Consider the following 19,953-nt stretch of genomic DNA (forward strand, 5'->3'; position numbering starts at 1 on the left):
ACATAAATATAAGGAGTCAGGATGATCATTGGCGTACCAAAGGAAATCAAAAACCACGAATACCGTGTGGGTATGATTCCAGCAAGCGTGAGAGAGCTTGCCTCACATGGCCACCAAGTCTTTGTTGAAACAAATGCCGGTGCCGGTATCGGCTTTTCAGACGATGATTACATCGCTGTAGGCGCATCCATTCTTCCTACTGCTGCAGACGTATTTGCGAAAGCAGACATGATTGTAAAGGTTAAGGAACCTCAAGCTGTCGAACGAGCTATGCTCCGAGAGGGACAAATTTTATTTACGTATTTGCACCTCGCTCCAGATTTTCCACAAACTGAAGAGCTAATCAAGAGCAAAGCTGTCTGCATAGCCTATGAGACTGTAACAGATAATATGGGTCGCTTGCCACTATTAGCACCAATGTCTGAAGTTGCTGGTCGTATGTCTATTCAAGCAGGTGCACTTACGCTGGAAAAATCACACGGTGGCAGCGGGCTGTTGCTGGGTGGAGTACCGGGAGTAGCACCAGCCAAAGTCGTCGTTATTGGCGGCGGCGTCGTCGGCGCAAATGCCGCACGCATGGCGATTGGCTTACGTGCTGATGTCACCATTCTTGACCGTAATGTCGATACGCTACGTAAACTCGATGAGGAGTTTCAAGGCCGTGCAAAAGTCGTTTACTCCACAGAAGATGCGATTGAAAAATATGTACTGGATGCAGATTTGGTGATTGGCGCCGTTCTTATTCCGGGTGCTGCCGCGCCGAAACTGGTGACCAAAGACCATATTCGTCGCATGAAACCAGGTTCTGCCGTTGTGGATGTGGCGATTGACCAAGGAGGTTGCTTTGAAACCTCGCACGCCACCACACATGCCAACCCGACTTATATTGTGGATGACGTCGTGCACTACTGCGTGGCGAACATGCCTGGCGCTGTGGCTCGTACTTCAACCTTTGCGCTCAACAATGCAACCCTGCCTTACATTGTTAAATTGGCGAATAAAGGCTATCAAGCTGCACTAGCATCAGATCCAGGCTTTATGAAAGGACTGAATGTCATTCATGGCCATGTGACCTGTAAAGAGGTCGCTGACAACTTCGATTTGGCATACGTTGCACCGGGCGAAGCCATCGCCATGTTCAATTAACCCAGACCGCTTGCAATAGCCGGGCTAATGCCCGGTTATCATTGTTTGCAGGCGTGAACCAGAATGTTTCTGGGCGTCACATCCCGCTTGCAAAACTCTGACAACGTCACCTGGTAGCCACGCTCTTCCAAATACATCGCCTTATCCAACACCAACCACAGCTCTAGTAATCGGCGAAAGCCTGACTGCACCAGACTCAATCTCTCCATGGTCCAGAATCGCAGCTCACCGCAATGCTGAAAGTGCGCATAGTCCACACCCGGCAACTCAATCCCTTTCTGCTGAGCCGCCCATTGGCAAAATGCAACGAACCCCTCGCTCAATTGGGACTTTTTAATACTGGGTACGGGCAGATATTCCATCAGTCCCAATTCCGCCCTCAACAATTCATCAAAACCTAATCGATAACTCATCTCTGCAAAGCGATGACGCCGTACACGTTCTCCCCCCGTTACCGTTTCCTGTAGGGGAATGCGCAGTTCCTGACGAGTCAAACTCAAAGCAGACGCCAGAGCAGGCTGCGACAAGCACTGATAGCGATCAGATTGCACCAGATGATAACAGCATGGCGAAAAGCTTATGGCCTGTAACGACGCATCCGTCGCGTATTGCATCAAACGGACATGCAGATCACCGCATGCATGTAACGCAATCGCATGTTGAACCGACGAAAAGCAGCATCGACTCCGTTCATCAAATGCATCGCCCTGAACAAACTGTATCGGTAAGCCCAGAGCATCCGCATCCGACTGACCAGATTCACACAGCGCATGTTGGAACTCAAAACTGGTAACCTTTTGCCCAGTCGCACTGGCCAAAACACGCCCCAGATAACCTTTCCCAGAGCACCATTCCAGCCATTCTTGGGCTTGGTGGCAAGTTATCGCTGCTCCACCAATTAGACGGATCTGCTCCAGCTTTCGACCTGGAATACCCGTTTCTATTGCTGCTGTATCTATTGCTTGGCAAGACGCTGATGGTAGTTGCAACGAACGGTGAATATTCTCCAACCCTTCAATAAATTTACCGATCTGGGGAAGAAGAGTGGCAGGTGATGCCTTAAACTGCTCAATTTGGTGTTCAGAAAGCGACATCAGCCAACGTTGCAGATCCGGATGGCTATCAGTCCAGGGGGCATGGGGTTGAGCACTAAGATGAAAAGACTCAAACCGCCAAAGAGGCTGAGTTTGAGTCAAAAATTGATCGAGATGTAGAAAAAGTTCACGCATGCCTGTCCCCTGTTTGAAGCGCTATTGTAGGAGGAAGGCATTGAAGGTCAATGATTTGTCTCAGCGCACAGGTAGCTCAATGTCGCGGAACATTTCTTCAATTTCATGATTGGATTTTAGCGATATCGCTTGTTCAACTACAGGGCGCGTCAAGTGCGGAGCAAAACGTTCCATAAAATCATACATATACGAACGAAGGAAAGTCCCACGACGAAAACCAATACTGGTCGTACTGGCACCAAAGATGTGGCTGGCATTAATCGCTACTAAATCTTTGTCCTGATTAACATCCATCGCCATACTCGCAATCACACCGACACCAATTCCCATGCGTACATAAGTTTTAATCACATCCGCGTCAGTTGCGGTAAACACGACTCGAGGCGAGAGCCCTACGCGATTAAAGGCGCTATCTAACTCAGAACGCCCGGTAAAACCAAATACGTACGTGACCAACGGGTACGGCGCCAGATCTTCCACACTTACGTGTTCTTTCTTGGCCAACGGGTGATCCTTAGGTACCACAATTGAACGGTTCCAGTGATAACAAGGCAACATAATCGCGTCTTGGTACAAATGCAGAGCTTCTGTCGCAATAGCAAAACTGGCCGAACCTTTGGCGATCGCTTCCGACATTTGCGCCGGAGTTCCTTGGTGCATGTGTAGTGACACTTTCGGATAACGGGCCGTAAAACCCTTAATGACCTCAGGCAATGCATATCGAGCCTGAGTGTGGGTGGTGGAGATGTTCAGCGTCCCCATCTCAGGATGCGTGTGTTCCCCCGCCACAGATTTGATACTCTCAACCCGTGACAAAATTTCCGTCGCAATCCGTACTATGTCTTCACCAGCTTGAGTGACCTGAGTGAGATGTTTACCACTGCGCTCAAATATCTGAATTCCCAGCTCATCTTCCAGTAAACGAACCTGCTTACTAATACCAGGTTGGGAGGTGTAAAGACTTTCGGCGGTAGCAGAAACATTTAAGTTGTGGTTCACCACTTCAACGATGTATCTAAGCTGCTGCAACTTCATAATTGACCTGTATTTCCTTGCGGAGTGCTACATCACGAGTTTATATTTTATAATTATTAGTTATAACGCTTTGAGAACATAATTCAAAGCACAACCAATAAATTGTTTTTGAAATGACCCATCGTTTTGCGTAATTGAACAAATTTTTGCCACAGACGACCCAATCTCAACATTCTATTGCAGTTTTTTATTGGCAAAACGGGAATAATCAAATTAATAAAATTGTAGGTGTAGTGGAAAGTTAGGATAGTGTATCCTTTATCATTAGGCCTTTGAAAATGAAGACACGGATTATATGAATATCGGTTTAATTATTGCTCTGATTGCCATTTTGCTGGTTTTAGTTCTGGGCTATAACATCATGCTTCAGTACAAAGTCAAAGTAGAAACCGCGAAGAAACAGGAATCCTCGCGTTACCTAGCGATTATCGACGCAACAGAAGATCTGATTGGCAATGCTCATCACATGCCATTTAGCAAAGATCTGTTGGTCTGCCTCAATAATCGCATTCTGGACGCTTTGCAGAACATGTATGAGCTGGATCCAAAGAATAAACAGCTACAGCAGCGCATTGAAAACATGAACGCGCAAATCAAAAACCTGCAAGATAACCATCCGGGTAATGAGAGCACCAGTTTCAAAGTACCAAGTAGCGATAAACAAGCGATCATGATGCTAAAACTGGTTAAACGCCTGCGTGATACTATTCGTAGCGAGCACAATAAAGGTCGTTTTGATACACAAGCGTATGTTACAGAGAATGCACGCTTAGAGACGATTCAGATTCGTATCAACATCGAAAACGTGATTAAACGTTCTAATGATGCGATTGTGCGTGGTCAACCTGGCACTGCGGTACAACTGCTGCGCAAAGGCCTGGAAGTGCTGAGCACGAAAAATGACAGCTATTCAAACCAGGCACGCGAGAAGCTTCAGTCTATGTTTGATGAACTGCAACAGCGCCGCCAGTCTAAAAGTGCCGCTGAGTTACAACAAATCGAAGAGAACGAGCGTAATAGTGATATGGAAGCTCTCTTTGGTGAAAAGAAAAAATGGTAATATACTCGCCCAACGAGTACCGATTGAATTAAACAAAGGTCGCTTGAGCGACCTTTGTTATTGTTAACGACATGACCAATACGCCTGCAATTCAACAACTTCTGGAACCAATTAATCAGTTCCTCCATTGCCAAACTCCTAATGCCTGGATTGAAGAAGCCCGCAAGCCAGAGAATCTGCCAACAATTTTGCTCGACCACTTGATGTGTGAGCTCAAAGCTGGCCAGTCAGCGATGTATCTCATTCGCAAGTATGCCGTTGACCATGAGAGTCAACACTCTCTGTTGGACTGGTTTAAACCATACGAAGATTTTGCGTATCGCAACATCGGTTCGATGGAAACGTTAAAAGGCAAAAGTCAGATTTCCAAAGCAATCATGGCCAAATCAACCTCACCTTACAGTCAGGATTTAATTGATAAGATGGTATTACTGATCAAAGAAGAGTTACACCATTTCTATCAAGTTCTGGAAGTGATGGAAAGCCGCGGCATTGCTTACGAGTCGACTCCGGCCAGCCGCTATGCGAAAGGTCTGTTGGCTCACATGAAAACTCATGAACCACAAACACTCATCGATAAGCTGATCATCGGCGCTTACATTGAAGCGCGCTCCTGTGAGCGATTTGCTCGCCTTGCACCGCATCTTGATGAAGACATCGCTAAATTTTATGTCTCACTGCTACGTTCTGAAGCACGCCATTATCAAGACTATCTGACACTGGCCGAGCAAATTGCCGGACAGGACATCAGCGAGCGTATTGCCTACTTTGGCCACGTGGAAGCTGAATTGATATCGTCCCCCGATGACGACTTCAAATTTCACAGCGGTGTTCCAGCAAATCACCTATAAAAAAGGTCAGCTTAAGCTGACCTTTTCCATTCAATTATGACCTCAAACCAGAGACGCATTGATCGCAGCAAGCACTTTTGCAGGCTCAGCAGCTTGCGTAATCGGACGACCAATCACGAGGTAATCTGAACCTGCCTGAACCGCTTCGTATGGCGTCATAATACGGCGTTGATCGCCCACTTCCGAGCCAGCCGGGCGAATGCCCGGTGTTACCAGCTTAAACTCCTGACCAAGGCTCGATTTCAGCATGCTCGCTTCTTGTGCCGAGCAGACAACACCATCCAAACCGGAGTTTTTAGTCAGTGTTGCTAAACGCATGACTTGCTGTTGCGGTTCCACATCCAAACCGATGCCTGCCAGGTCACTTTGCTCCATGCTGGTCAATACGGTCACGCCGATCAACCATGGACGGTCTTTACCATATGGTTCAAGGATCTCGCGTGACGCCGTCATCATGCGTTCGCCGCCGCTGGCATGGACGTTAACCATCCACACACCAAGTTCAGCCGCGGCTCTCACTGCTTTTGAGCAGGTATTGGGAATATCATGAAACTTGAGGTCTAAGAAGACTGAGAAACCGCGTTTGTGCAGCTCACGTACAAATTCAGGACCAAACAACGTAAACATCTCTTTACCGACTTTCAATCGACAACTCGCTGGGTCGATTCTATCGACAAATGCCAGCGCATCCGCCTGATTGTCATAATCCAGTGCAACGATCACTTTTTGGTCGTTCATTTCTACTCCTAAGATACGCGTTGAGCCTAAAAAAATGCAGCCTATCCAGCTGCATGTCTTATTTAATCGGCGTCTAGCCAATTTCTACTATTATTCGCCATCTAAGCCGCGAATCGGCTTGATCGAGCCCCACCCTTTACACGATGGACAGTGCCAGTAAAGGGAATGGGTCGAAAAACCACATCGGCGGCAGCGATAATGTGGTTTGACTTTCATTTGCTCACCAACCAGTTTCTGAAGTGTTGACAAGCTCTCTTTCGCTCGGCCCTCTTCCGCTTCAGCAATATGGTAATCAATCAGACGATAGAAGCCTTTCATGGTTGGATTTTTGACCAGCTGACGGGTCAGCAGTTCTTGAGCCGAGGCAACACCATCATGTTGAGCAACCATCTGAGCCAGCATCAATTCAGCCGATACCCCGGCCTTGTTAGAGATACACTGACGCAGGAACTGCACAAGTTCTTGCTCTTGACCCAAATGGTGGTAACACTCTGCCAGTGTTGGCAATACCTCACCAATAAAATCAATATCCTGTTCTAAGACCATCTCCATATATTGGATGGTCTTGCGATAATCTTCATTTTCCAGATACAACTTGCCGAGCGAGATGCTGGCACGAACACATTTGGGGTCTTCTTGAAGCGCTTTCTTAAATAGTTGAATCGCTTTGCTATCATGACCGTCAGCTTTCTCTTGCATCGCTAGTTCACACCAGAAATGGGCAATACTCGTTTTCACGCGTTTGCGGCCCATCTTAACTAATGCCTGTGCACAATCGATCGCCTTGTGCCATTCACGTGTTTGTTGGTAGATAGCAGTCAATTGTTGCAGAGCTGACTCACGATGTTCTGGTTCGTCGACAAGCTGCTCAAATATGCGTTCGGCGCGGTCGAGAAAACCCGAAACCATATAATCTTTCGCCAGCTGTTGCAGCGCAAGGTTCTTCTGGTCAATGGTCAGGCCTGAACGAGAGATAAGGTTCTGGTGAATACGAATAGCGCGGTCAACTTCGCCTCGGGAACGGAAAAGATTACCCAGCGCCAAGTGGGTATCGATGGTCTCGTTATCCACTTGTAATAGTTCGATAAAGTGATCAACCGCTTTGTCCGATTGATCAGACAATAGCAAGTTCAGCCCCGTTACGTACTGACGGGAGATTTGATGGGAATGCTTCTGCTTGTCTTGCTGGGCACTACGATTACCCATATACCACCCGTATGCGGCGGCGATTGGCAATAACAAGAAGAGAATTTCTAACATCTAAAAACAGCCTTATCCGATATTCGCTTTTTGTTCTGAAACAGAATGGGATGAGGTTTGTTTTTTCAGCTTTCTGTTCAACTTACGGATTTCAAGTTGCGATTTTAGATGCATGCTTCCAAAAATGATCCAGGCTATGAGAAAACCTACCACAAAAACCGACCCGAGTAGCGTCGATAGATGGAATTCGCCCTGAGCCAGCAGATAGTTGAACGTTACGATCTCCTGATTTTGAGACCCTAACGCCAATGCGATCAGGAAGAGAGCAAGTAACACAACGATTTTTATTATTTTCATAATCCATTACCTATTCACGAATTGGCTTCCTGATTATGCAGGAAAACAGCGCGACAAACCATGGCTATTCGAGTTTGCGCCCGCAAAAAAGCGGCACACTGAAACAGTATGCCGCTTTATACAAGAATCTTTACGTAAATCAAATGTTTTCGTTTACACGTTCACGAAGTTCTTTACCTGGTTTGAAGTGTGGAACGTATTTACCTTCCAACTCCACTTTTTCACCAGTTTTAGGGTTACGCCCTACTCTAGGCTCGCGATAGTGTAGGGAGAAACTGCCGAAACCACGAATTTCGATACGCTCTCCTGCCTCTAAAGTATTCGCCATGTGCTCAAGAATATCTTTTACTGCGTCTTCGATCTCTTTTGCAGACAGGTGTGTTTGCTCAGCACAGAGTCTTTCAATCAATTCAGACTTAGTCATAGTTTCCCTCATCGAGTTTTTATCCTGATTATAGTCAGTAATATCAATTCCAACAAACACTTGCTTAATATTGTAGAAAAAATCTACAGCTTCGCTAAATCTTTTTTGCACTCAAAAGATTTATTTTATTTGGCAGTTCGACATCACAAGCCAGAGGAAGGATAAGAGAAGTGTTTAACGAAAGATAAAAAAAGGAGCCTTACGGCTCCTTTTTATTTAGCGATACGGAATTATTCGCCTTTAGCAGCTTTGAAAGCGTCTGCCATTGCGTTACCGAATGCAGCGTCATCTTGCTTGTTGATAGATGCCATTGCTTCTTGCTCTTCAGCTTCGTCTTTCGCTTTGATAGACAGGTTGATTACGCGGTTCTTACGGTCAACGCCAGTAAATTTCGCTTCAACTTTGTCGCCAACGCTCAGGATCAGAGTCGCGTCTTCTACGCGGTCACGAGAAACTTCAGAAGCGCGGATGTAACCTTCAACGCCGTCTTCTAGCTCGATAGTTGCGCCTTTAGCATCAACTGCAGTTACAGTACCGTTAACCAGAACGCCTTTCTTGTTGTCTGCAACGTAAGCATTGAATGGGTCATTTTCCATTTGCTTAACGCCTAGAGAAATACGCTCACGCTCTGCATCTACAGCTAGAACAACTGCAGAGATCTCGTCGCCTTTTTTGTACTCACGTACAGCTTCTTCGCCTGGAACGTTCCAAGAGATGTCAGACAGGTGAACAAGACCGTCGATGCCGCCTTCTAGACCGATGAAGATACCGAAGTCAGTGATTGACTTGATCTTACCAGTAACTTTGTCGCCTTTAGCTTGTGCTTCAGCGAATGACTGCCATGGGTTAGCTTTACACTGTTTCAGGCCTAGAGAGATACGACGACGTTCTTCGTCGATATCAAGAACCATAACCTCAACTTCGTCGCCAACATTAACAACTTTAGATGGGTGGATGTTCTTGTTAGTCCAATCCATTTCTGAAACGTGTACCAGACCTTCAACGCCTTCTTCGATTTCAACGAAGCAGCCGTAATCAGTCAGGTTAGTTACACGACCAGTCAGTTTGTGACCTTCTGGGTAACGTTTAGCGATTGCTACCCATGGATCTTCGCCAAGCTGTTTCAGACCTAGTGATACGCGAGTGCGGTCACGGTCGAACTTAAGAACTTTAACTAGGATCTCGTCACCAACGTTAACGATCTCAGATGGGTGTTTAACACGTTTCCACGCCATATCAGTGATGTGCAGAAGACCGTCAACACCGCCAAGATCAACGAATGCACCGTAGTCAGTAAGGTTCTTAACGATACCTTTAACTTCAGTACCTTCTTGTAGAGTCTCAAGAAGTTCGTCACGCTCAACGCTGCTTTCTGATTCGATAACAGCACGACGAGAAACAACAACGTTGTTACGTTTCTGGTCTAGCTTGATTACTTTGAACTCTAGCTCTTTGTTTTCTAGGTGAGCTGTGTCACGGATAGGACGTACATCAACCAGTGAACCTGGTAGGAATGCACGGATACCGTTTAGTTCAACAGTGAAACCGCCTTTAACTTTACCGTTGATGATACCAACAACAGTTTCAGCTTCTTCGTAAGCTTTCTCAAGAACGATCCAAGCTTCGTGACGTTTCGCTTTCTCACGAGAAAGTTGAGTTTCACCGAAACCGTCTTCTACAGCGTCTAGAGCTACGTCTACTTCAGAACCAACTTCAACTTCAAGTTCGCCAGCAGCGTTCTTGAACTGTTCAGCAGGGATTGCAGACTCAGACTTAAGACCAGCATCAACAAGAACGTAACCGTTCTCGATCGCTACTACAGTACCTTTAACGATGGTACCTTGTTGGAATTCAGTCTCGTTTAGAAACTCTTCAAAGAGTTGAGCAAAAGATTCAGTCATTTAATTAATCTTCAATAAGTAAACGTCCACGGGTGTCCTACCACATGGGGTTATTAAATTCGCCAGTCATCATCCATGCGACCAACGCTCTTAACTGACGTGGTTTATTCCGCCAGCTTCGATTCGATATATTGTAGTGCCTTAACCACCACTTCGTCGATAGACATTTCGGTGGAATCTAGCAATAGCGCATCCTCTGCAGGGCGCAATGGCGCCACTGGGCGGTTACGATCTCGGTCGTCACGCTCTTGGATTTCGCTCAAAAGGGCGTCAAATTTAACATCAAGCCCCTTTAGTTGCAACTGCTTGAAACGTCTACGTGCACGTTCCTCAGCACTCGCATCAAGGAAAATTTTGGCTTCTGCCTGTGGAAACACCACAGTTCCCATATCACGGCCATCAGCAACTAACCCCTGGCCTTCCGCAAAAGCACGCTGTCTGCGCAGCAATGCTTCACGAACGCGTGGTAAAGCCGCCACTTTTGACGCTGCCATACCCGTTTCTTCTTTACGCAGTTCTTTGGAAACGTCTTCACCTTCGAGGATAACTTTTACCAAGTCTCCTTCTGCGATGAACTGCACATCCAAATGGGTGGCCAGCGGTACGAGTGCGTCTTCAGATTCGATGTCAACACCGTGGTGAATTGCAGCAAGAGCTAGCACGCGATAGATCGCACCAGAGTCTAATAGATGAAAACCGAGTTTGTTAGCCAACAGCATGCAAAGCGTGCCTTTTCCCGCTCCGCTTGGTCCATCAACGGTAATCACCGGTGTATGAGAGGACATGTTTTACTCCACTTTATTTTTGTTCGTGACTGACTTTGTCAGCGATTTACCGGCGGCAAATTATAAATTGATTCGGAGTCAGGTGCTAGGAAGGATTCAAGAAAGCGGCGATTTAAAGTCAAAATTTCAGGAGAAAAACTCAGATCTGAGACCTGAGTTTTTGATGTCAAAAACCTCAGTTATAACAAGATACGTTTGTCATTCTGAGCAACGATAGCTGGCCCAATGCCTTTCACTTGCGTCAGATCTTCTTTAGATTTGAACGCACCATTGGCCTCACGATAGTCAACTATTGCTTGGGCTTTTTTCAGGCCGATACCTTTGAGTAAAGTTGCCAACTCTTCCGCTGGTGCCGTATTGATATTGACAGTTATCTCGACCCCTTCTGTAGCAGAAACATTTTCTTCCGCCCAACTGTGAGATACTGGCCAAGTGACAGCCAGGAGAATCGCCAACCAAAATTTGTGAATTTTCATACTGTATGTTCCTTGTAAAGTAAAAACGCCGCCGATCATAGGCCGGTGTGGCTTTACGGCATACCAAGAGAAATCAGAAATAAAATGGGCTGCAAACGCAGCCCATTTTGTTAAACATATCAGTTACAAGAAACTCAACTACTGGCTCACAGCATAGTACTTAATGTCGGTGTTCTGACGCAGCACGCTCAACACTCCGGCAAGATCTTGCTGAACACCAATACGTGCTAATTGCGCACCAATTTGGTCGTGGTATTCAGTATTCACTTTTGCTTCCACCTTATCCAGCTCCACGACAATGATGTTGCCATCGAAGTCTTTCGCTTGTGCGTAAGTTACTGCACCTTCAACGGGTTTAGGCATCGCGTACACGGTTCCTGCTAGAGGAGAGCTGCGATCAATCATGTTCAAATCGCCAAACGCCAGATTATGCTGTTGCAACAGAGATTTATCACCTTGTTTCAAACCATCGACAAGTTTGCTTGCCAGCTCCAGAGCTTGCTGTTCGCCTTTCACTTTCGACAGTTGAGCAACCACTTGATCTTTTACTTCTGTCAGTGGCAAAACCACTTCCGGACGAGACTCCTCCACTCGTACCACCACCACATGCTCTGGGGCAACTTCAATGGCTTCAGAGTTCAAACCATCGTCTTTCACTTCTGGAGTCTGGATCGCTTTGAGAACATCTGCATTGTTCAGCGTCGCCGGAAGTTGCTGCTCAGAGACAAAATCCGTTTTCTGTACTGTTGCTGAAATCGCTTTCGCAGCCTCGTCCAGAGAATCTGGAGATTCAAACGCTACTTTTTCTAGTTCTGTTTGCAACTCGTAGAATTTATCTACGGCTTGCTGATCTTTCAGCTCTGCTTTGATATCTGCCGCGACATCAGCATATGGCTTCGCGATTGGCGCTTTCACTTCGTCCAATTTGATGATGTGGTAGCCAAAATCTGACTTCACCAGACCACTAATATCACCTGCTTGTTTCAAGGCAAATGCAGCACTTTCGAACGCGGGATCCATGGTGTCATGTTCGATCCAGCCCAGCGAACCGCCTTCTTCAGCACTACCGATATCCTGCGATTTTTCTTTTGCCAGCGTTGAAAAATCCGCGCCCGCTTTTAGTTCATCAAGAATTGCCTGCGCCGCTTTTTCATCATCACCCTGAATCAGAATATGGCTGACTTTGCGCTGTTCAGCAGAAGAGTACTTGTCCAGATGATCTTGGTAGTATTGCTGTGCCTGATCATCACTGATAGTGACCGCGCTTTTCAGCTGCTCTGCCGACAATTCGATGTACGAAAGTTTTACCTGCTCTGGACGGGTATAACGCTCTGGGTTTTGTTTGTAGTACTGCTCGATTTCGTCATCGCTCAGCTCAACATTCTTAGCAAATTCTGCTGGTGACAGCGTGATGGTACGAATATCACGAGTTTGAGAAATTAGTTCCCCCTGAGCTTCAACTTCGCCTTTCAGAGTGAATTCGCTGCCTTGTAGCGCGCTCATCAATTGGTTACGCACCAAATCACGGCGCATATACTCTGCAAACGAGTCTGGTGAGAAACCAGCTCGACGCAGTGCAGACTGGTAAATTTCCTGATCAAACTTGCCTTCGCTTTGGAACTGAGGCATGTCCAGAATCATTTGACGAATCTGATCATCACTCACACGCAGGCCCAGTGATTGTGCGTGTTGTTCCAATAACAGGTCGTTGATCATACGATCCAGCACCGATTTACGGAAAGACGCCACGTACTCAGGATCTGCAAGCAAGTTAGCAAAGTAATCGCCTAGCTGGGCTTGCATGCGGTTACGTTCATTCTGGTACGCTTGTTCAAATTCACCACGGCCGATTTCGGTTCCGCCGACTTTGGCTGCTGCATTATTACTGCCGCTGATCAGGTAGTTACCTACCCCTGCGAAGATAAAAGAAAGGATGATTAGTCCTAGGATAATTTTTACCGCGATGCTGTTCACGCCCTCGCGTAATCGATCCATCATAATTTTACTGCTCTCCGGGTTTGAAGTGACACACTTCAGCCAAAATTTTGAATAGCGCAATAGTATCAGAAAAAGAAATGCGCATCAGTATGATGCGCATAATTTCAAAAGGTTCGAATTAATTTTGCCTGAAAGGGGCAAAAGGATAATTCTGATTAGTTACAAGCGTCTTTAAGAGCTTTGCCTGCTTTGAACGCAGGAACTTTTGCTTCTGCGATTTGGATTTCTTCACCAGTCTTAGGGTTACGGCCTGTGCGAGCTGCGCGAGTACGTACTGCAAATGTACCAAAGCCAACTAGAGCCACCTGATCACCAGATTGAAGCGTGTCGCTCACTGCTTCAATGAATGCATCTAGTGCACGACCAGCTGAAGCTTTAGAGATATCAGCGTTAGCTGCGATTTGTTCTACTAATTGTGTTTTATTCACTGTGAATTCCCCTTCGGTCACCAATTATTATTTTGTTCGGTGCCTATTTCGTTCCATTAATGTTAAAAACTGGTCTAAAGCCTTGTTACAACTGGGCTGAAGGCCTAGTGAGTAACGTTAGCGCCCAAAAAAAACGCTGACAAGCCTTTTTCGACCTATCAGCGTAAACTTTTACTTATTTTTGCTGCACATCACTATTTTTTAGCGTCAAACTCGACACCAGTCGGGTCATTTTCAAGTGCAACCTTCAGTACTTCGTCAATCCAGCGAACTGGAATAACTTTCAGATCTGCAATCACATTCTGTGGAATCTCTTCCAGATCACGTTCGTTGTCCTTTGGAATCAGTACGGTTTTGATACCACCACGATGTGCAGCCAGCAATTTCTCTTTTAGGCCACCGATAGGCAGAACTTCACCACGTAGTGTGATTTCGCCCGTCATCGCCACTTCTGCTTTAACCGGGTTACCCGTCAGACAAGAAACCAACGCTGTACACATTGCCGTACCCGCACTTGGCCCATCTTTTGGTGTAGCCCCTTCAGGTACGTGCACGTGGATATCACGTTTCTCGTAGAAATCCGGGTTAATACCCAGTTTCTCGGCCCGAGAGCGTACCACAGTCATGGCCGCCTGAATCGATTCCTGCATGACATCGCCCAGTGAACCTGTTTGAGTCAGCTTACCTTTACCTGGCATAGACTGTGTTTCGATGGTCAGCAGATCACCGCCCACTTCGGTCCAAGCAAGACCAGTAACTTGACCGATTCGGTTGAATTCATCCGCCTTACCAAAATCAAAACGTTGCACGCCCAGAAACTCTTTCAAGTTTTCCTGATTCACAGTGACCGTTTTCGTGCCACCGTTCAGCAGAATTTTCTTCACGGCTTTGCGGCAGATCTTAGAGATTTCACGCTCCAGGCTACGCACACCCGCTTCGCGCGTGTAGTAACGAATAATGCCAATGATGGCTGAATCCTCGATCACGATCTCGCTTGGTTTCAGGCCATTGCGTTCGATCTGTTTATTCACCAAGTGGCGTTTCGCGATGTTCAGTTTCTCATCTTCGGTGTAACCCGACAAACGAATCACTTCCATACGGTCTAGCAATGGGCCTGGAATGTTCATTGAGTTTGAGGTAGCAACAAACATGACATCCGACAAATCGTAGTCCACTTCCAGGTAGTGGTCGTTAAACGAGTTGTTCTGCTCTGGGTCAAGCACTTCCAGCAGTGCAGAAGCTGGATCGCCACGCATATCAGACGACATCTTGTCGATTTCATCCAACAGGAACAGTGGGTTTTTCACCCCAACTTTCGCCATTTTCTGAATCAGTTTACCTGGCAGCGAGCCAATGTACGTACGACGGTGACCGCGGATTTCCGCTTCATCACGTACACCGCCCAGCGCCATACGTACGTATTTACGACCCGTTGCCGCCGCAATTGAGCGGCCCAGCGAGGTTTTACCTACACCTGGAGGGCCAACCAAGCACAGGATAGGACCTTTCAGCTTATTGATGCGGCTTTGTACTGCGAGATATTCAAGAATACGTTCTTTCACGCGCTCTAGGCCGTAATGATCGGCATTGAGGATCTCTTCTGCTTTCGAGAGATCTTTTTTCACTTTGGAACGTTTGTTCCAAGGCACGCTGACCATCCAATCGATATAGCTGCGCACAACCGTTGCTTCTGCTGACATCGGAGACATCATCTTCAGCTTTTGCAGTTCCTGTTCAGTTTTCTCGCGAGCCTCTTTCGGCATCTTCGATTCTTCGATTTTCTGTTTCAGCGCTTCGAACTCATCCGGCGCATCATCCATCTCACCCAGCTCTTTCTGAATCGCCTTCATTTGCTCATTCAGATAGTACTCGCGCTGAGATTTCTCCATCTGCTTTTTCACACGGTTGCGAATGCGCTTCTCAACTTGCAACAGATCGATTTCAGATTCCATCTGGCCCATCAAGAATTCCAAACGCTCAGAGACGTCCAAAATTTCCAGCACTTTTTGCTTGTCGATGAGTTTCAAAGGCATGTGTGCTGCGATGGTATCGGCAAGGCGCGCCGCCTCATCGATGCCGTTCAGAGACGTCAGCACTTCCGGTGGAATTTTCTTGTTCAGTTTGATGAAGCCTTCGAACTGATTGATCGCGCTGCGAACAATCACTTCTTGCTCTTTTTCATCAAGTTCAGGCGTAAGCAGGTACTCAGCTTCTGCTGAGAAAAACTCGCCTTCATGGAATTGGTTAATTTTTGCGCGCTGCTGACCTTCGACAAGCACTTTCACAGTGCCATCTGGCAGTTTCAGTAGCTGGAGGATGGTTGCAACTGTACCGACATCAAATAGATCGGTGATTTTCGGTTCGTCGGTTTCCGGCTGTTTTTGCGCGACCAGAAGAACCTGTTTGTTGTTGTCCATCGCTGCTTCTAGGCATTGAATCGACTTTTCACGACCAACAAACAGAGGAATTACCATATGTGGATACACCACCACATCGCGCAGAGGTAGTACAGGGATCTCGATACGCTCGGAACGTTCCAAGTTCATATTTATCTCTCTTCCGCTTTTCTATATATCGCAGTATATGGGGGCTAACTAACTGGATTCAATGACAGAATAAAAAAAAGGAGGTATTAAATACCTCCTTTGATGTTTTAACATTCTGTTTTACTCAGCGCCAGCGGCTTGACTTTCACTTCCGGTGTAAATCAGCAGTGGTTCTGACTCACCGTTAATCACGGATTCGTCAATCACCACTTTCTCTACTTCAGTCATTGAAGGCAGTTCGTACATGGTCTCAAGCAATACGTTCTCAAGAATCGAACGTAGGCCACGAGCCCCTGTTTTGCGCTTCATAGCGCGTGCTGCGATAGCGCGAAGTGCATCTTCACGGAACTCGAGATCTACATTTTCCAGCTCAAACAGAGCCGCATACTGCTTGGTCAATGCATTCTTAGGTTCACACAGAATCTGAATCAGAGCTTCTTCGTCGAGTTCTGTCAGTGTTGCTGTCACAGGTAGACGACCGATGAATTCCGGGATCAAACCGTATTTCACCAAATCTTCTGGTTCCACTTGAGTAAACAGTTCACTCAGTGATTTGCTTTCGTCTTTTGAACGAACTTCTGCGCCGAAACCGATACCAGTACCAGTTGCAACACGTTGTTCAATCACTTTATCCAAGCCAGCAAATGCACCGCCACAGATAAAGAGGATCTTAGAAGTATCTACCTGCAGAAACTCTTGTTGAGGGTGCTTACGGCCACCTTGTGGTGGTACAGAAGCCACTGTGCCTTCAACCAGTTTCAAAAGCGCTTGCTGAACCCCTTCGCCTGACACGTCACGCGTGATCGACGGGTTTTCAGCTTTACGGGAAATCTTATCGATTTCATCGATGTAGACAATACCACGTTCAGCTTTTGCGACGTCATAGTCACACTTCTGTAGCAGTTTCTGGATGATGTTTTCTACATCTTCACCCACATAACCAGCTTCAGTTAGTGTAGTCGCGTCCGCCATTGTGAACGGTACGTCAAGGAAACGAGCCAGTGTTTCCGCCAGCAGTGTTTTACCACTACCCGTCGGACCGATAAGAAGAATATTACTCTTACCCAGTTCCACACCTTCACTCGTTGTATCACCGTTACGTAAACGCTTGTAGTGGTTATATACTGCAACCGCGAGCACTTTTTTCGCGTGTTCTTGGCCAATCACATAGTCATCAAGATGCTCACGAATCTGACGTGGCGTCGGCAGTGCCGAAGACTCTTTCTTCGGTAAAACATCTTTGATTTCTTCACGGATAATGTCGTTACATAAGTCGACGCATTCGTCGCAAATGTAAACAGATGGACCTGCGATTAGCTTGCGAACTTCGTGCTGGCTTTTGCCACAGAAAGAGCAGTACAGCAGTTTACTACTACCACCCTCTTTGCTTTTGTCTGTCATTCGCTAACCTCTTAGCCTTTACTCGTTATGGTTTGAGTGTATAACAATTTGAACCAAATTGCGTTAAACAATTCCCGCTCGATTACTCGCCGCGATGGGTCAAAAGTCCGTCCACCAGACCATAGTCTACTGCTTGTTGTGCCGACATAAAATTGTCTCGGTCGGTATCACGTTCGATCACATCAAGAGGCTGACCTGTGTGGTCTGCCAACAAGCGATTCAGCTTGTTTTTGATGGTCAGGATTTCCTGAGCATGGATCTGAATGTCTGATGCCTGGCCTTGGAAACCGCCCAGAGGCTGGTGAATCATGACACGTGAGTTAGGCAGAACATAACGCTTACCTGGTGCACCACCAGCCAGCAGAAATGCGCCCATTGAACAAGCTTGTCCGATACACAGTGTGCTCACGTTTGGTTTGATGAACTGCATGGTATCGTAAATCGACATACCCGCAGTCACACTGCCACCCGGAGAGTTGATGTACAGGAAAATATCTTTATCAGGGTTTTCAGATTCTAAGAAAAGCAGCTGAGCCACGACAAGGTTTGCCATGTGATCTTCTACTTGCCCCGTTAAAAAAATCACGCGGTCTTTTAACAAGCGAGAATAGATGTCGTAAGAACGCTCACCACGAGAAGTTTGTTCCACCACCATGGGTACTAGCGCGTCAATGATTGGCGACATTGCATTTTTTTCTTGGTAGCTCATAGTCTTATGTCCCTAAAATAAATGGCCCGGATGATGGGTAATCACACGGACCATTGTTAGCAGAATAGGCGACGTGTCGTCAACCTTTCTACGTTACAACTTGCTTATTAAGCAGCAACTTGTGGGTTCATTAGCTCATTGAAGCTAATGGCTTTCTCAGTTACTTGCGCTTTAGCAATGATCGCGTCGATCGCTTGCTCTTCAAGAGCAACGTTACGCATATTGTTCATCATTTGCTCGTTTTGCTCGTAGTAAGCAATCACTTCAGTTGGATCTTCGTAAGCAGTCGCCATCTCTTCGATCAGCGCTTTAACTTTCTCTTCATCCGCTTTCAGTTCTTCAGCTTTGATCACTTCACCCAGCAGAAGGCCAACAACTACACGGCGTTTTGCTTGCTCTTCGAACAGTTCACGTGGCAGCTGGCTAGCCGCTTCAATGTTACCGCCGAAACGTTGTGCCGCTTGCTGACGCAGAACGTTGATCTCTTGGTCGATCAGTGCAGAAGGAACATCGATGTCGTTCTCTTTTACCAGACCTTCAATCGCTTGCTCTTTGATACGCGCTTTGATTGCTTGCTTCAGTTCGCGATCCATGTTCTTACGAACTTCTGCTTTCAGTGCGTCTACGCCGCCTTCAGCAACACCGAACTTAGCAACGAATTCGTCGTTCAGTTCTGGCAGTTCACGAGCTTCTACTTTGTTTACTTTGATTGCGAATTTCGCCGCTTTACCTTTCAGGTTTTCAGCGTGGTAATCTTCTGGGAAAGTCACTTCGATTTCGAATTCCATACCTTTGGTTTTACCCACGATACCGTCTTCAAAACCTGGGATCATGCGGCCTGCGCCCATTTCCAGAGGGAAGTTCTCAGCTTTACCACCTTCGAACTCAACACCGTCGATAGAACCAACGAAGTCGATAGAAACGCGTTTGCCTTCTTCCGCAGCTTCATCAACTTCTTTCCAAGTTGCTTGTTGCTTACGCAGAGTTTCCAGCATCTCAGCTACGTCTGCTTCAGTGATTTCTGCAGCTGGTTTTTCAACAGTGATGTTTTCCAGACCTTTCAGTTCAACTTCTGGGTAAACTTCGAAAGTTGCTGTAAAGACTAGATCTGCGCCTTCTTTCACTTCTACTGGTACGAACGTTGGTGCGCCAGCTGGGTTGATCTTTTCTTTTACGATAGCTTCGATGAAGTGACGTTGCATAACTTCACCAAGAACATCTTGACGCACTGCTTTGCCGTACATCTTAGCAACCATCTTCATTGGCACTTTGCCTTTGCGGAAACCATCGAAACGACGGTTTTTCGCGATGTTGCGTAGTTCAGCTGACACGGCATCTTCGATGTTTGCAGCTGGAACAGTAATATTCAGACGGCGCTCTAGGCCTTCTAGCGTTTCAACAGTAACTTGCATTGTTTATAAACCTCAAAACTGGCTCAGGGTTCCTGAGCGTCATGAGCCAAAACCAGGTTTCGGCTGCATCCTTGTGTTGCACTCAAAAGAGCACTTAACTGTAAATATTGAGCATCGATATTCAAAAGCTCAGTCGGCCTGAATACCGGACTAATGAGTGATATCTTTGACGATTTTGGCCGAAGAAAGGTATCTCTGATTAGTCTCAGGACAAAAATTTAGACGCAACATTCTACCGACCTGAGGATTCGCTGTCG

General features: G+C 46.6%; 18 protein-coding genes. 3 read left to right on the forward strand and 15 right to left on the reverse strand.

Annotated features, from left to right (window positions below):
* Window positions 1–21: 21 nt before the first annotated feature.
* Entirely contained in the window at window positions 22–1,146 is a 1,125-nt protein-coding gene (ald, locus tag JIG40_RS14980; RefSeq protein ID WP_061056673.1) for an alanine dehydrogenase, read from the forward strand.
* A 38-nt stretch (window positions 1,147–1,184) separates the two neighbouring features.
* Here the strand turns inward: ald and JIG40_RS14985 are convergent, their stop codons facing one another.
* Entirely contained in the window at window positions 1,185–2,375 is a 1,191-nt protein-coding gene (locus JIG40_RS14985; RefSeq protein ID WP_199465595.1) for a methyltransferase, read from the reverse strand.
* A gap of 60 nt (window positions 2,376–2,435) precedes the next feature.
* Entirely contained in the window at window positions 2,436–3,410 is a 975-nt protein-coding gene (gene cysB, locus JIG40_RS14990; protein WP_020327813.1) for an HTH-type transcriptional regulator CysB, read from the reverse strand.
* A gap of 295 nt (window positions 3,411–3,705) precedes the next feature.
* On the opposite strand from cysB, the gene JIG40_RS14995 reads away from it, so the two are divergent.
* Window positions 3,706–4,470, forward strand: coding sequence for a hypothetical protein (locus tag JIG40_RS14995; protein ID WP_020327814.1), 765 nt, complete (start codon window positions 3,706–3,708; stop codon window positions 4,468–4,470).
* Window positions 4,471–4,541: 71 nt separating this feature from the next.
* On the forward strand, window positions 4,542–5,321 hold the full coding sequence (locus JIG40_RS15000; RefSeq protein WP_024374734.1) for a tRNA isopentenyl-2-thiomethyl-A-37 hydroxylase MiaE: 780 nt from the start codon (window positions 4,542–4,544) through the stop codon (window positions 5,319–5,321).
* Between the two features lie 42 nt (window positions 5,322–5,363).
* Here JIG40_RS15000 and pyrF read toward each other — a convergent pair whose 3' ends face one another.
* From pyrF to tig, 13 genes are all read right to left on the reverse strand, one after another.
* Window positions 5,364–6,059 (reverse strand): orotidine-5'-phosphate decarboxylase, encoded by a 696-nt coding sequence (gene pyrF / locus JIG40_RS15005; RefSeq protein ID WP_020327816.1) that lies wholly within the window; start codon window positions 6,057–6,059, stop codon window positions 5,364–5,366.
* 90 nt (window positions 6,060–6,149) lie between these two features.
* Window positions 6,150–7,319: a lipopolysaccharide assembly protein LapB gene (lapB, locus tag JIG40_RS15010; protein ID WP_024374735.1), complete on the reverse strand. Its 1,170-nt coding sequence runs from the start codon at window positions 7,317–7,319 to the stop codon at window positions 6,150–6,152.
* 12 nt (window positions 7,320–7,331) lie between these two features.
* A complete protein-coding gene (locus JIG40_RS15015) occupies window positions 7,332–7,616 on the reverse strand; it encodes a lipopolysaccharide assembly protein LapA domain-containing protein (protein WP_020327818.1) in 285 nt (94 codons plus the stop codon).
* 139 nt (window positions 7,617–7,755) lie between these two features.
* Window positions 7,756–8,040 carry an integration host factor subunit beta gene (gene ihfB, locus JIG40_RS15020; protein ID WP_020430001.1) on the reverse strand — a complete coding sequence of 95 codons (285 nt, stop codon included), beginning with the start codon at window positions 8,038–8,040 and terminating at the stop codon, window positions 7,756–7,758.
* A 230-nt stretch (window positions 8,041–8,270) separates the two neighbouring features.
* Window positions 8,271–9,941: a 30S ribosomal protein S1 gene (gene rpsA, locus JIG40_RS15025; protein ID WP_020327821.1), complete on the reverse strand. Its 1,671-nt coding sequence runs from the start codon at window positions 9,939–9,941 to the stop codon at window positions 8,271–8,273.
* Between the two features lie 104 nt (window positions 9,942–10,045).
* Window positions 10,046–10,726 (reverse strand): (d)CMP kinase, encoded by a 681-nt coding sequence (cmk, locus tag JIG40_RS15030; protein WP_024374736.1) that lies wholly within the window; start codon window positions 10,724–10,726, stop codon window positions 10,046–10,048.
* Window positions 10,727–10,905: 179 nt separating this feature from the next.
* Window positions 10,906–11,202: a ComEA family DNA-binding protein gene (locus tag JIG40_RS15035; RefSeq protein WP_020327823.1), complete on the reverse strand. Its 297-nt coding sequence runs from the start codon at window positions 11,200–11,202 to the stop codon at window positions 10,906–10,908.
* Window positions 11,203–11,340: 138 nt separating this feature from the next.
* Entirely contained in the window at window positions 11,341–13,200 is a 1,860-nt protein-coding gene (gene ppiD, locus JIG40_RS15040) for a peptidylprolyl isomerase (protein WP_020327824.1), read from the reverse strand.
* 155 nt (window positions 13,201–13,355) lie between these two features.
* Entirely contained in the window at window positions 13,356–13,628 is a 273-nt protein-coding gene (locus JIG40_RS15045; protein ID WP_004726502.1) for an HU family DNA-binding protein, read from the reverse strand.
* A gap of 194 nt (window positions 13,629–13,822) precedes the next feature.
* Window positions 13,823–16,174, reverse strand: coding sequence for an endopeptidase La (gene lon, locus JIG40_RS15050; protein ID WP_020327825.1), 2,352 nt, complete (start codon window positions 16,172–16,174; stop codon window positions 13,823–13,825).
* A gap of 120 nt (window positions 16,175–16,294) precedes the next feature.
* Window positions 16,295–17,575: an ATP-dependent protease ATP-binding subunit ClpX gene (gene clpX, locus JIG40_RS15055; protein WP_020429992.1), complete on the reverse strand. Its 1,281-nt coding sequence runs from the start codon at window positions 17,573–17,575 to the stop codon at window positions 16,295–16,297.
* 82 nt (window positions 17,576–17,657) lie between these two features.
* Window positions 17,658–18,284: an ATP-dependent Clp endopeptidase proteolytic subunit ClpP gene (clpP, locus tag JIG40_RS15060; RefSeq protein WP_020327827.1), complete on the reverse strand. Its 627-nt coding sequence runs from the start codon at window positions 18,282–18,284 to the stop codon at window positions 17,658–17,660.
* A gap of 107 nt (window positions 18,285–18,391) precedes the next feature.
* Window positions 18,392–19,696, reverse strand: a complete 1,305-nt coding sequence (tig, locus tag JIG40_RS15065; protein WP_158151362.1) for a trigger factor — start codon at window positions 19,694–19,696, stop codon at window positions 18,392–18,394.
* Window positions 19,697–19,953: the final 257 nt, after the last annotated feature.

It is taken from the genome of Vibrio sp. bablab_jr001, from assembly GCF_016464285.1.
Classification (GTDB): domain Bacteria; phylum Pseudomonadota; class Gammaproteobacteria; order Enterobacterales; family Vibrionaceae; genus Vibrio; species Vibrio fluvialis.

Coding starts and splice junctions, on each gene's coding strand:
- JIG40_RS14995 (WP_020327814.1), top strand. CDS start 3,706: ATGAATATCGGTTTAATTATTGCTCTGATTGCCATTTTGCTGGTTTTA.
- JIG40_RS15015 (WP_020327818.1), bottom strand. CDS start 7,616: ATGAAAATAATAAAAATCGTTGTGTTACTTGCTCTCTTCCTGATCGCA.
- clpX (WP_020429992.1), bottom strand. CDS start 17,575: ATGACAGACAAAAGCAAAGAGGGTGGTAGTAGTAAACTGCTGTACTGC.
- rpsA (WP_020327821.1), bottom strand. CDS start 9,941: ATGACTGAATCTTTTGCTCAACTCTTTGAAGAGTTTCTAAACGAGACT.
- ppiD (WP_020327824.1), bottom strand. CDS start 13,200: ATGATGGATCGATTACGCGAGGGCGTGAACAGCATCGCGGTAAAAATT.
- clpP (WP_020327827.1), bottom strand. CDS start 18,284: ATGAGCTACCAAGAAAAAAATGCAATGTCGCCAATCATTGACGCGCTA.
- pyrF (WP_020327816.1), bottom strand. CDS start 6,059: ATGAACGACCAAAAAGTGATCGTTGCACTGGATTATGACAATCAGGCG.
- cysB (WP_020327813.1), bottom strand. CDS start 3,410: ATGAAGTTGCAGCAGCTTAGATACATCGTTGAAGTGGTGAACCACAAC.
- JIG40_RS15035 (WP_020327823.1), bottom strand. CDS start 11,202: ATGAAAATTCACAAATTTTGGTTGGCGATTCTCCTGGCTGTCACTTGG.
- JIG40_RS15000 (WP_024374734.1), top strand. CDS start 4,542: ATGACCAATACGCCTGCAATTCAACAACTTCTGGAACCAATTAATCAG.
- ald (WP_061056673.1), top strand. CDS start 22: ATGATCATTGGCGTACCAAAGGAAATCAAAAACCACGAATACCGTGTG.
- ihfB (WP_020430001.1), bottom strand. CDS start 8,040: ATGACTAAGTCTGAATTGATTGAAAGACTCTGTGCTGAGCAAACACAC.
- lon (WP_020327825.1), bottom strand. CDS start 16,174: ATGAACTTGGAACGTTCCGAGCGTATCGAGATCCCTGTACTACCTCTG.
- JIG40_RS14985 (WP_199465595.1), bottom strand. CDS start 2,375: ATGCGTGAACTTTTTCTACATCTCGATCAATTTTTGACTCAAACTCAG.
- cmk (WP_024374736.1), bottom strand. CDS start 10,726: ATGTCCTCTCATACACCGGTGATTACCGTTGATGGACCAAGCGGAGCG.
- lapB (WP_024374735.1), bottom strand. CDS start 7,319: ATGTTAGAAATTCTCTTCTTGTTATTGCCAATCGCCGCCGCATACGGG.
- tig (WP_158151362.1), bottom strand. CDS start 19,696: ATGCAAGTTACTGTTGAAACGCTAGAAGGCCTAGAGCGCCGTCTGAAT.